Raw genomic sequence first — 11,858 nt, forward strand, 5'->3', positions numbered from 1 at the left:
GGGCGAGGCGTCAGGATGGGGCCGTGACCGCCAAGGGATACCAGGAAGTCTTCAACCGCGACACCGCCGAGTGGCGCACGGCCGACCACGGCGACGGCGACGGCAGCCGGGTCGAGGTGGCCCTGCTGCCCGACGGCGGCTGGGCGGTGCGCGACTCCCGGGAGCCCGGCGGCCCCGTCCTGTTCTTCACCCCGGCCGAGGTGCGGGCGTTCGTGGCCGGGGTGAAGGACGGCGAGTTCGACACCTAGAGCCAGTGGTTGTCGTGCTCCAGGTAGAACTCCGTGCGCTCCTGCTCGCTCATCTCGCCGAGCCGGGCCAGCCCTTCGAAGTAGCCCTCCCGGGGCGCCCCCGGCGAGAAGTGCAGCAGCATCGACGCCGGCTCACCTGACCGGTTCTTGAAGCCGTGCACCCCGCCCGCGGGCACGTGCACCCAGTCACCGGGGGCGGCCTCGATCCACCGCTCGCCGTTGTAGATGCTCATGACCCCGGTGAGGATGTAGAACGACTCGGTGATGCTGCGGTGGAAATGCGGGTCGGGTCCGGTGACGCCGGCTTCGCACTCCCAGCGGTAGAGGCCGAACAGCCCGCCGGTGGACTCGCCGGTGGCCAGGTAGTGCACGCGTGTCCCGTTGGTGGGGTAGACCAGCTCCGGCACCGTGCCGTCCGGCCGGTAGCGCGCGCTGCTCTCCCCGTCGTCCCCGTGGTAAAGCGGTGGTGGATAGCTCATCGTCCTATTCAACGCCGGAGGCGGCACGCTCGCCGCCCCGCTCGTCGCGCCTTTTGCCCTTCTTGTAGGCAATCGGTGTTCGAGATCCGCCGACCGGGGGTAAGTCGGCGGGGACAGCAACCACCACGGGAAGGACGCGAGATGCCCGAGCCCGACCGCTACCCGCCGCTCGACCCCGGAGCGCCGATTCCGGACGACCCGGGTGAACTCTCCCCGGACACACCCGACACGCTGCCGCCCGCCCCGGTCGAACCGGCCCCGCCGACGCAGCCGCAACCGGCCGTCATCCCCGACCCGGGTGGCGTCCCCGAACCGGCCTAATCCTCGTCGAACAGGCCCGTGTCGTGCGGCAGGGCGCCGATCGCCGCCTGCAGCCGATGATGATGCTCGGCGAAGACGGCGGTCAGCGCCGCCGCGTCGCGCGCCCGGAACGCGGCCAGCATGCCGGCGTGATCGGCGTGCAGCAGCGCCCGGTCGGCGCTGTCCAGATGGGTCATCGGCTGCAGCGGCTCGGTCATGTTCCAGGCCGTGTCGAGCATGTGCAGGAGCCGCCGCATCCGGCACGGGCGCAACAGCGCCAGGTGGAAGCGGCGGCTCTCCCGGTGGTAGAGCCGCCCGTCGAAGGCGACCACGGCCGCGTCGAGCGCCCCGTGCGCGGCCAGCGCCTGCCGGTCGTCGTCCTCGGTGGCCAGCTCGACCGCGGCCCGCAACGCCGCCGTCTCCAGAGCCTCCCGCACCAGGTAGATCTCGGTGAACTCGCCGGCGGTCATGGTCGCCACCCGGTAGCCGCCGTTCGGCCTGTGGTCGACCAGCCCCTCCCCGATGAGCGTCATCAACGCCTCGCGCACCGGGATGCGACTCACCCCGAACGCGGCCGCGACCGCGTCGACCGGGATCGCCGACCCCGGCGGCACCTCCCCGTCGAGGATGATGCCGCGCAACTCGCCGAGGACCCCGCCGAGCGGCCTCCCGCCCAGCCGCGAGATCAATATCGACCGGCGGCGCGGACCCTGCATGCCGAGACCCTAGAACCCCCGCGTTACAGGGCCGCTACGACGACCACCTGACTGTGTGTCCCGCATCACTCCCCGATCCGACTAGGCTCGGCGTGGTGAACATGCGACACGATCCGCACTGGGGCCAGCCCACGCCACCGGTCCCGCCCGGCACGGCCGGCATGCCCGGATGGCTCGAGGAACGCCTCTTCGACCAGCGGATCGTCATGATTCGCGGCCAGCTCACCCCCGAGGCCGCCACCAGCATCTCGGCCGCCCTGCTCACCCTGGACGCGGCCGGGCCCGCCCCGGTGCAGCTGCACGTGGCCAGCGACGGCGGCGAGCTGAGCGCTGCCCTCACCGTGATCGACGTGCTCGACACCATGAACGCGCCGGTGCACGCCCTCGTCACGTCGCAGGCGTCGGGCGCCGTGGTGGCGGTGCTCGCGGCGGCCGGCCGGCGCTCCGCCTACCGGCACGCCCGGTTCAAGCTGTCCGAGCCGCGCGCGGCCGGCGTGACCGGCACCGCCGACGAGGTGACCCGGGCCGCCGGCCAGCACCTGCGCGAGCTCGAGGAGATCGTGCTGCGCCTGGCCGAGGTGACCGGCCAGTCCCGCAGCCGGATCGAGGACGACCTGTCGGCGGGACGCGTGCTCAGCGCCGAGGAGGCGGTCGCCTACGGCCTGCTCGACGAGATCATGAAAAACGGCTCCCGGGGCTGACCCCGGGAGCCGTTCGACAAGCCAGGTGTTACTGCGCGACCTTGACACCCATCGAACGGGCGGTGCCGGCGACGATCTGCATCGCCGCGTCGACGTCGTTCGCGTTGAGGTCGGGGAGCTTGCGCTCGGCGATCTCCTTGATCTGGGTGGCGCTCAGCGTGCCGACCGTCTGGGTCAGCGGGTTGGAAGCGCCCGACTGGATGCCCAGAGCCTTGCGGATCAGGAAGCTGGTCGGCGGCGTCTTGTAGGCCAGCGTGTGGCTGCGGTCCTCGTAGACGGACACGACGACCGGGATGATCTCGCCCCGGTTCTTCGAGGTGGCCTCGTCGTACTCCACCTTCACGGCACGCATGTTGGCCCCGGTCGGACCGAGCATCTTGCCGAGGTCGACCATCGCGGCGTTACCCGCCTCAAGCGCGAGGGTTACCTCATGGGTCTTTTTCTTGGGCGGCATTGCGTAGGGCTCCTTAGGGTGAGCTGCACAAGCCGATCGCAGCTCGCCAGCATCATCAACACACGACTAACCCGGGGATTCTAATACAGCCCCCGGGAGCACGCCAAAAGTGTAACGCCCGGGCTCAGTACTTATCGCACTGGCACCGCGTCATCAGCGACCGGACCGCCGCGACGTATTCCGGATTGGGAAGTTCCTTGCCCGACGCCGCCGCCTCGATCCCGCCCTGGCCCGCGTTGTAGCCGGAGATCACGACGTTGAGCAGGCACCACGACGAGTGGGTCTTGCACTTGGCCGCACTCAGGTTGTAGCTCCCGCCGAAGTAGCGGTCCCCCACCCACTTCGTCATCCACGCCAGGTAGTTGGCCCCCGCGTCCGCGTTGTCCTGGTATCTCGACGCGTCGTAGGTGAGCCCGAAACGCCCGTTGATCATGTCGACCGTGTTCGGCATGACCTGCATGACCCCGGCGCCGCCGTCACAGTTGTGGATGTTCGACTGCCAGCCGCTCTCCTGCCACGCCACCGCCTTGACGAGGGGGTAGTTGAGCTTGAGCTGGGGCGCCTCGGTGCGCCAGTAGACCCGCCCCGAGGCCGCCTTCAGCGCCGCCTTCACCTTGCTCTTCGACACCGCTTTGGTCTTGTCGTAGTGCGCGCACTCCGGTAGCTGGCTCCAGAAAGCGGGCTGGGTCGGCTCGGCACTCTTCGGCTTCTTGGCCGGCGGAGCGGGCGCGGACGTCGTGGGCTCGGCCGACGGCGACTCGGTGACCAGGTCGAACGTCGGCTCCGCCGAGGGCGGCGCGGCGACCGCGACCGGTTTGTCGGAGTTGTCACGACCGGTCAGCCCGCAGCCACCGGCCACGATCAGCGCCACGACCGCCGCCAGAACCTTCAACCGATGAGCCATCGACGAAACCCCTCCCCCTGAGCTGTCGAGCGGGAACGCTAACAGTTGACGCCCGGCAGCCGCTGCCCCGGCAAGCGGACAAAAAAGACGAGATCCCCGGTCACACCCCGGACCCGGTCCAGCAACCAAGACCGGTGACAATAGGTGTATGCAGACCCGCACCGACCTACGCAACGTCGCCATCATCGCTCACGTCGACCATGGCAAAACCACACTGGTCGACGCCATGCTGCGCCAGGGGAGCCAGTCCCACGCGCGGGGCGAGATGGCCGACCGCGCCATGGACTCCATGGACCTGGAGCGGGAAAAGGGCATCACCATTCTCGCCAAGAACACGGCGATCAGCTACCAGCCCGCCGAAGGCGACCCGGTCACCATCAACATCATCGACACGCCCGGCCACGCCGACTTCGGTGGTGAGGTCGAGCGCGGCCTCACCATGGTCGACGGCGTCGCCCTGCTGGTCGACGCCTCCGAGGGCCCGCTGCCGCAGACCCGGTTCGTGCTCCGCAAGGCGCTCGCCGCCAAACTCCCGATCATCCTGATCATCAACAAGGTCGACCGGCCGGACGCCCGGATCAAGGAGGTCGTCGACGAGACCTACGAGCTCTTCCTCGACCTCGACGCCGACGAGCACCAGATCGAGTTCCCGATCGTCTACGCCTGTGCCCGCGACGGCATCGCCTCCCTGACCCAGCCCAAGGACGGCACCGTCCCCGAGGACAGCACCGACCTCGAGGTGCTGTTCAACACCATCCTCGAGACCATCCCGGCGCCGACCTACACCGAGGGCGCGCCGTTGCAGGCGCACGTCGTCAACCTCGACTCGTCGAACTTCCTCGGCCGGCTCGCGCTGTGCCGGGTCCACGAGGGCACCATCCGCAAGGGCCAGACCGTGGCCTGGTGCAAGACCGACGGCACGATCAGCAACGTCCGGATCTCCGAACTGCTGATCACCGAGGGCCTCGACCGCAAGCCGGCCGAGAGCGCCGGCCCCGGCGACATCATGGCCATCGCGGGAATCGCCGACATCATGATCGGCGAGACCCTCGCCGACGCGGAGAACCCGATCCCGCTGCCGCTGATCACCGTCGACGAGCCGGCCATCTCGATGGTCCTCGGCACCAACACCTCGCCGCTGGTCGGCAAGGTCAAGGGGGCCAAGGTCACGGCCCGGATGGTCAAGGACCGTCTCGACCGCGAGCTCATCGGTAACGTCTCGCTGCGGGTCCTGCCGACCGAGCGCCCCGACGCCTGGGAGGTGCAGGGCCGAGGTGAACTCGCCCTGGCCATCCTGGTCGAGCAGATGCGCCGCGAGTCCTACGAGCTCACCGTCGGCAAGCCCCAGGTGGTCACCAAGACCATCGACGGCAAGGTCCACGAGCCGGTCGAGCGACTGACCATCGACGCCCCCGACGAATACATGGGCGCCATCACCACCCTGCTGTCCACCCGCAAGGGCCGGATGGAGGAGCTGATCAACCACGGCACCGGCTGGCTGCGGATGGAATGGCTGGTCCCGGCGCGCGGCCTGATCGGCTTCCGCACCGAGTTCCTCACCGAGACCCGCGGCACCGGCATCATGCACCACCTGTTCGAGGACTACGAGCCGTGGTTCGGCGAGCTACGCACCCGTAACAACGGCTCTCTCGTGGCCGACCGAGCCGGGGTGGTCACCCCGTTCGCGATGATCAACATCCAGGAACGCGGTCAGCTGTTCGTCGAGGCGACCACCGAGGTCTACGAAGGCATGATCGTCGGCGAGAACTCTCGCGAGGACGACATGGACGTCAACATCACCAAGGAGAAGAAGCTCACCAACATGCGCGCGGCGAGCGCCGACAACACCGAGAAGGTGATCCCGCCGCGCAAGCTGTCCCTGGAGCAGGCCCTCGAATTCTGCCGCGAGGACGAGTGCGTCGAGGTCACCCCGGCCGCCGTCCGCATCCGCAAGGTCATCCTCGACCAGCAGACCCGCGGCCGCCAGGCGGCACGTCGCAAACACCAGCAGTAAGAACCGGACAGATACGCCCGGCGGGGTTCCCGACCGCACCAGCGCGGAACCCCGCCTCCGGCGGCTGCCGCCCGCAATCAGCCCGATGGGCCCGGCTTCTGCCGCGCCCATCGGGCTGTGCGTTTCTCAAGACCTTTCCCCGACCGCGTTCGGGGTCTCCGCCGGCCTTGCGCGCCCCATCCGGCTGGCATCCCGGCCCGGTGTGGTTCGCGGCTCTCGTTCGGCTTGCGGCTTTCGCGTGGTTTGCGACGCTACGGATGCTGGGCCGGCTGCGGGTCCCGCTTCTTGTCGCGAGCCGACTTGGCCAGGCTGGCGACCGTGGCGATGCCCAGCGTGCCGATGATCACGAGCAGGGACAGCCAGATCGGGATCTCCGGCGCCCAGTGGACGCCGTCGCCGCCGTTGATGAACGACAGGCTGTTGGTGTGCAGCGCCTCGAGGAACAGCTTCACGCCGATGAACGCGAGCACGGCGGCCAGTCCGTAGTTGAGGTAGACGAGGCGTTCCAGCAGGCCGCCCAGCAGGAAGTAGAGCTGCCGCAGGCCCATCAGGGCGAAGATGTTCGCCGTGAAGACCAGGTAGGGCTCCTTGGTGATGCCGAAGATCGCCGGGATGGAGTCCAGCGCGAACAGCAGGTCCGTGGTGCCGATCGCGATCGTGACGATCAGCAGGGGCGTGAACAGCCGCTTCCCGGTCTGCGTCAGCACCGTCATGCGCCCGTCACCGAACGACGAAGACACCGGCAGCAGCTTCTTCGACCACCGGATGAGGATGTTCTCCTTGAAGTCGTCCTCGTCGTTCTGGCCCTCCTTCAGCAGGTTGATCGCCGTGTAGACGAGGAACGCGCCGAAGATGTAGAAGACCCACGAGAACTGGGAGATCAGGGCGGCACCGGCGGCGATGAACAGGCCGCGCATGAGCAGCGCCAGCACGATGCCGATGAGCAGCACCTTCTGCTGGAACTGCCGGGGCACGGCGAACCGCCCCATGATGATGACGAAGACGAAGAGGTTGTCGACGCTCAACGAGTATTCGGTCAGCCAGCCGGTGTAGAACTCGCCGGCGTACCGTCCGCCCGCGGTGATCCAGACACCCACACCGAACGCGACCGCGAGCCCGACGTACAGGGCGACCCACCGGCTGGATTCCTTCACCGAGGGCTCGTGCGGTCGCCGGCCGATGATCAGAAGATCGACGGCGAGAACGGCGACGAGGGCGACGAGTGTGGCAATCCACACCCAAGCAGACACAGACAACGCGGACCTCCGGCAGACACGATCAGGCGCTGCGGCCACCCGGGATCGAGTGAGCGCAGCGACGTGCACTGTCGGAGGTCTCTTCCGCCGCTTGTGGCGACCACCGGCCCCGGGCCGAACCCGCCGAGGCGGGGCCTTCCGTGCTGACGAGACCGATGCGAGGGAATACTCCCCTCCTACGGCAGCCATTCTGTCTCATGACGGGACCGAACGGCAGGGCGCCCCGGCAAACCGTGTTCGGTCTCTCCCCCGAACCGCCCGTACCGGACACGTCCATGGGCCAAGCGTAACGCCTGCCGGTCGACACATGGCTATACAGCAAGGGTTGTTAAGCCTGATCAGCCTGTGACCAGACGTGCCACTTCCACGGCTTCCTAGGAGGCTAGCCCAGCCCCCTCAGCCTCCGGCGCGCCGGCTCTGGTCCGGGGCATGACCTTACAAACAGCGAGCCTGCGGACACGTTGAGCGCTCTCGGCTTCGAGTCGTCCTCGTCGCTGACGACGCTCCCCTCCTGCCGCGGCGAGCCGTTCTCCGCCCACCCAGGGCCAGCAAAGTGGGCCCCAGCGGGTCCGCTATGCGACACCGAAGAAGCAACTCGACCGCCCGGGAATGCCGCCACCGCCCTGCCATCCGACCAGACCAGCCCGATCAAGCTGCCCAGCAACGCCGAGCCGCGGCTCACCCCATGACCGAAGCGGCCACCCGTCTCATCCGGGCCGACCCGGGCCGACCCAAGCCGATCAACGCCGCCGAGCCGCCGAGCCGCCGAGCCGCCGAGCCGCCGAGCCGCCGAGCCGATTGTCGGAAAACAACCGAGCGCGGCGTTGGCGCGGGCGTTGACCCGGCCGGCCCTAACCGATCACTACCGCAGGCCGCCGCCCAGCCGCTCGGCACCGTCAAAAGCTGCCCAGCTCGACCCCCACCCCCTCACCCGGGCCGTAGCTGGACCGGCCGGCCGGCTGGGTGGAGGGGCAAGGGCTGATTGGGGGCCAAGCCGGGTGGGGGGCCAAGCCGGGTAGGGGCGAGCCGGGTAGGGGCGAGCCGGGTAGGGGCGAGCCCCTGTCGGGCCGGCGGGAGCCCGCCCGACGGGAGCCCCGGCGGAGTCCACCCGGCGGCCGGGTGGGGCCGGCGCGCGAGGTTGCGGACCGTTATTTCACTCCGGCCATGTCCATGCCGCGCAGTTCCTTCTTGAGCTCGGACATCTCGTCGCGGATGCGGGCGGCCAGCTCGAACTGCAGCTCGCGGGCGGCGGCCAGCATCTGGTCGCTGAGGTCCTGGATGAGCTGGGCCAGTTCGGCGCGGGCCATGCCTTCGCGGGCCGGGGCGTTGGAGGCGCGGGCCTTCGACCTGGTCTCGGGCACGGGGGCCTTGCCGCGGGAGATCTGCCGGCCGCCGCCGCCGACCATCGGGCCGACGGTGGCCTCGGTGTCCTCGGCCTCACGGTAGATGTCGTCGAGGATGTCGTGGATCTTCTTGCGCAGGGCCTGCGGGGTGATGCCGTTGGCCTCGTTGTGGGCGACCTGCTTGGCCCGGCGCCGGTCGGTCTCGTCGATCGCGTCGCGCATCGACGGGGTGATCTTGTCGGCGTACATGTGGACCTCGCCGGACACGTTTCGCGCCGCGCGGCCGATGGTCTGGATGAGCGACCGGCCGCTGCGCAGGAAGCCCTCCTTGTCGGCGTCGAGGATGGCGACCAGCGACACCTCGGGCAGGTCGAGGCCCTCCCGCAACAGGTTGATGCCGACCAGTACGTCGTAATCGCCCTTGCGCAGTTCCTTCAACAACTCGACCCGGCGCAGGGTGTCCACCTCGGAGTGCAGATAGCGCACCCGGATGCCGTTCTCCAGGAGGTAGTCGGTGAGGTCCTCGGACATCTTCTTGGTGAGCGTCGTGACCAGCACCCGCTCGTCGCGCTCGGTGCGCAACCGGATCTCGTGCATGAGGTCGTCGATCTGGCCCTTGGTCGGCTTGACCACCACCTCGGGGTCGATCAGACCGGTGGGCCGGATCACCTGCTCGACGAACTCGCCCTGGGCCTGCTGCATCTCCCACGGGCCGGGGGTCGCCGACAGGAACACCATCTGGCCGACCCGCTCGAGGAACTCGTCGAAGCGCAGCGGCCGGTTGTCGGCGGCGCTGGGCAGCCGGAAGCCGTGCTCGATGAGGATGCGCTTGCGGGAGGCATCCCCCTCGTACATCCCGCCGATCTGCGGGATCGTCACGTGCGACTCGTCGATGACGGTGATGAAGTCGTCGGGGAAATAGTCGAGCAGGGTGTACGACGGTTCGCCGGGCGAGCGGCCGTCCATGTGCATCGAATAGTTCTCGATGCCGTTGCAGAAGCCGACCTGACGCATCATCTCGATGTCATAGGTCGTGCGCATGCGCAGCCGCTGCGCCTCGAGCAGCTTGCCCTGCCGGTCGAGTTCGGCGAGCCGCTCCTCCAGCTCGGCCTCGATGCCCCGGATCGCCCGTTCCATGCGCTCGGCGCCGGCCACGTAGTGCGTCGCCGGGAAGATGATCAGCTCGTCGACCTCGCGGACCACGTCACCGGTGAGCGGGTGGAGGTAGTAGAGCTTCTCGATCTCGTCGCCGAACAGCTCGACCCGGATGGCCAGCTCCTCGTACGCCGGGATGATCTCCAGGGTGTCTCCCCGGACCCGGAACGTGCCGCGCTGGAAGGCCATGTCGTTGCGGGCGTACTGGATGTCGACCAGGCGGCGCAGCAGCTTGTCGCGGTCGGTCTCCTCGCCGACCTTGAGCTTGACCGCGGTCTCCACGTATTCCTGCGGGGTGCCCAGGCCGTAGATCGCGCTCACCGTGGCCACCACGACCACGTCACGGCGGGTCAGCAGCGACATGGTCGCCGAGTGCCGCAGCCGCTCGACCTCCTCGTTGACCGACGAGTCCTTCTCGATGTAGGTGTCGGACTGCGCGATGTAGGCCTCTGGCTGGTAATAGTCGTAGTAGCTGACGAAGTATTCGACCGCGTTGTTGGGCAGCAGCTCACGGAACTCCTTGGCGAGCTGCGCGCACAGGGTCTTGTTGGGGGCGAGCACGAGCGCGGGCCGCTGCAGCCGCTCGATCAGCCACGCGGTGGTCGCACTCTTGCCGGTGCCGGTCGCGCCGAGCAGCACCGTGTGGCGGTCGCCCTGGCGCACCCGGCGCTCCAGCTGATCGATGGCCGCGGGCTGGTCACCGGCGGGCTGAAACTCGCTGATGACCTCGAAACGGTTCTCCAGCAGGGGGATGTCGAACGCCATGGGGACAACCGTACGTCGGGGGTATGACAAGTTCTGGCCGACGCCGTGCGCAGGGTGCACATTCGGCTGCGACGAACGCCATTGGCAGCGCTTGCACGCCTCGCCTAGCCTGTTCGGGTAGGCCGCTCGCGGCGGCCGACCGGCTCGATGACAGGCCACCAAAACGGCTTGTCCGGCCGGCCCACGGTCGATGCGCCCCGGCATTCCGGCGCGCGCACCCGTGGTGGTCGCGCATTGCGCTGACCAGCCGCCGCGAGCGCCCTTCCAACGGCGGCAGGACCGGCAGAACGAGCACGGAGCTACGGGGTGGGCCGCCACCCGGTGGCCTCGGCCCAGTCGTCGGCGGCTTGCGCCTCCTCGTCGAACCACGGCTCCTTGGCTTCGCCGTAAGCGATGCGGTCACTGTGCGACGCCGCCCAGCACGCCTTGGCCGCCGCGTAGGCCTCGCGGGCCGCCGGCACGGCGCGCAGGTGGTCGCGCATCAGCAGGGCGAACCGCCAGCCCGGCGACCCCGCCACCCGTACGTGCAGGTGGACCGGCCGGCCGGGGTCGGCGGTGCCGTGCATCCGTTTGGGCCAGGTGCGGCCGGGCAGGCCGCGGGCGTTGTCGGTCCAGTCGCCGGGGCGGCGGGGGAAACCGGCCTGGGTGAGCCGGTCGGCGAGCGCGTCGGCCTCGTCGAGGGTGGGTACCGCCAGCATGAGATCGATGATGTCCTTGGCCGGCAGCCCGGGGACCGCGGTCGAGCCGATGTGCGTCACCGGTGCTCCGTCGCCGAGCGCGTGCCGGATGCGGGCGATCAGCCGGGCGGCCTGGGCCGGCCAGGCCGGGTCGGGCTCGACGACGCGCAGCTCGGGGCCGAGGCGGGCGGCGGTGCCGTGCCGCAGATGCTCCTCGAACGGGCGCAGCCGGTCGCGGACCAGCGCGTCGACCCGCACGTGCAGGTCGTCGAGGGTCCCGTCGTTGACCAGTAGCACGTCGGCGGCGGCCCGGCGCTGCTCGTCGCCGGCCTGGGCGGAGATGCGCGCGACGGCCTGCTCGGCGGTCATCCCCCGGGTCTCGACCAGGCGGCGGATGCGCACGTCACGGTCGGTCTCGACGACGATGACGAGGTGGAACGACGACGCCTGACCGGTCTCCACGAGCAGGGGGATGTCGTTGACGACGACGGCGTCGAGCGGGGCGGCGTGGGCCAGCTCCACGGCCCGGGTGCGTACCCGGGGATGAATGATCTTCTCGAGCCGGCGGCGGGCCTCGTCGTCGCCGAAGATCTTCGCCCCCAGCGCCGGCCGGTCGAGCGCGCCCTCGGCGGTGAGCACCCCGGGGCCGAAGGCGTCGACGACGGCCGCGAGCCCGGCCGTGCCCGGTTCCACCACCTCGCGGGCCAGCACGTCGGAGTCGATGAGCACGGCGCCGTTGTCCACGAGGCGTTTCGCGACCGCGCTCTTGCCCGCGCCGATCCCGCCGGTAAGTCCCACCCTCAGCACGGGATCAGGATATGGCGAAAGGGCCGCCCCGACCGAAGT

At 69.4% G+C, this 11,858-nt stretch carries 11 protein-coding genes; 4 read left to right on the forward strand and 7 right to left on the reverse strand.

The genetic code is table 11. The features are described from left to right. Nucleotides 1–23: 23 nt before the first annotated feature. A complete protein-coding gene (locus Afe05nite_RS36795; protein WP_239118471.1) occupies nucleotides 24–248 on the forward strand; it encodes a DUF397 domain-containing protein in 225 nt (74 codons plus the stop codon). Here Afe05nite_RS36795 and Afe05nite_RS36800 read toward each other — a convergent pair. Further along, on the reverse strand, nucleotides 245–727 hold the full coding sequence (locus tag Afe05nite_RS36800; RefSeq protein WP_203821934.1) for a cupin domain-containing protein: 483 nt from the start codon (nucleotides 725–727) through the stop codon (nucleotides 245–247). The two genes, Afe05nite_RS36795 and Afe05nite_RS36800, sit on opposite strands and share 4 nt — an antisense overlap. A 141-nt stretch (nucleotides 728–868) precedes the next feature. Here Afe05nite_RS36800 and Afe05nite_RS36805 point away from each other — a divergent pair, with 141 nt between their 5' ends. Next, nucleotides 869–1,048, forward strand: a complete 180-nt coding sequence (locus Afe05nite_RS36805; RefSeq protein WP_203821935.1) for a hypothetical protein — start codon at nucleotides 869–871, stop codon at nucleotides 1,046–1,048. Here Afe05nite_RS36805 and Afe05nite_RS36810 read toward each other — a convergent pair. After that, nucleotides 1,045–1,743 carry a GntR family transcriptional regulator gene (locus tag Afe05nite_RS36810; protein WP_203821936.1) on the reverse strand — a complete coding sequence of 233 codons (699 nt, stop codon included), beginning with the start codon at nucleotides 1,741–1,743 and terminating at the stop codon, nucleotides 1,045–1,047. The two genes, Afe05nite_RS36805 and Afe05nite_RS36810, sit on opposite strands and share 4 nt — an antisense overlap. Before the next feature lie 101 nt (nucleotides 1,744–1,844). Here Afe05nite_RS36810 and Afe05nite_RS36815 point away from each other — a divergent pair, with 101 nt between their 5' ends. Next, nucleotides 1,845–2,444, forward strand: a complete 600-nt coding sequence (locus Afe05nite_RS36815; protein ID WP_203821969.1) for an ATP-dependent Clp protease proteolytic subunit — start codon at nucleotides 1,845–1,847, stop codon at nucleotides 2,442–2,444. A 28-nt stretch (nucleotides 2,445–2,472) separates the two neighbouring features. On the opposite strand, the gene Afe05nite_RS36820 is transcribed toward Afe05nite_RS36815, so the two are convergent. Then, entirely contained in the window at nucleotides 2,473–2,898 is a 426-nt protein-coding gene (locus Afe05nite_RS36820) for an uL11 family ribosomal protein (RefSeq protein ID WP_203821937.1), read from the reverse strand. A 124-nt stretch (nucleotides 2,899–3,022) separates the two neighbouring features. Beyond that, nucleotides 3,023–3,802 (reverse strand): lytic transglycosylase domain-containing protein, encoded by a 780-nt coding sequence (locus Afe05nite_RS36825; RefSeq protein ID WP_203821938.1) that lies wholly within the window; start codon nucleotides 3,800–3,802, stop codon nucleotides 3,023–3,025. 148 nt (nucleotides 3,803–3,950) lie between these two features. Between Afe05nite_RS36825 and typA the strand changes: the two genes are divergently transcribed. After that, entirely contained in the window at nucleotides 3,951–5,816 is a 1,866-nt protein-coding gene (typA, locus tag Afe05nite_RS36830; RefSeq protein ID WP_203821939.1) for a translational GTPase TypA, read from the forward strand. 251 nt (nucleotides 5,817–6,067) lie between these two features. Here the strand turns inward: typA and Afe05nite_RS36835 are convergent, their stop codons facing one another. The 3 genes from Afe05nite_RS36835 to coaE form a co-directional block, all read right to left on the reverse strand. Beyond that, nucleotides 6,068–7,066 carry a TerC family protein gene (locus Afe05nite_RS36835; RefSeq protein WP_203821970.1) on the reverse strand — a complete coding sequence of 333 codons (999 nt, stop codon included), beginning with the start codon at nucleotides 7,064–7,066 and terminating at the stop codon, nucleotides 6,068–6,070. A 1,154-nt stretch (nucleotides 7,067–8,220) separates the two neighbouring features. Further along, the gene (uvrB, locus tag Afe05nite_RS36840) at nucleotides 8,221–10,335 is read right to left on the reverse strand and encodes an excinuclease ABC subunit UvrB (protein WP_203821940.1); all 2,115 of its coding nucleotides are present in this window, start codon (nucleotides 10,333–10,335) and stop codon (nucleotides 8,221–8,223) included. A gap of 299 nt (nucleotides 10,336–10,634) precedes the next feature. Further along, a complete protein-coding gene (coaE, locus tag Afe05nite_RS36845; RefSeq protein WP_203821941.1) occupies nucleotides 10,635–11,819 on the reverse strand; it encodes a dephospho-CoA kinase in 1,185 nt (394 codons plus the stop codon). Nucleotides 11,820–11,858 lie beyond the last annotated feature (39 nt).

Source organism: Paractinoplanes ferrugineus (assembly GCF_016862195.1).
Lineage (GTDB): Bacteria > Actinomycetota > Actinomycetes > Mycobacteriales > Micromonosporaceae > Actinoplanes > Actinoplanes ferrugineus.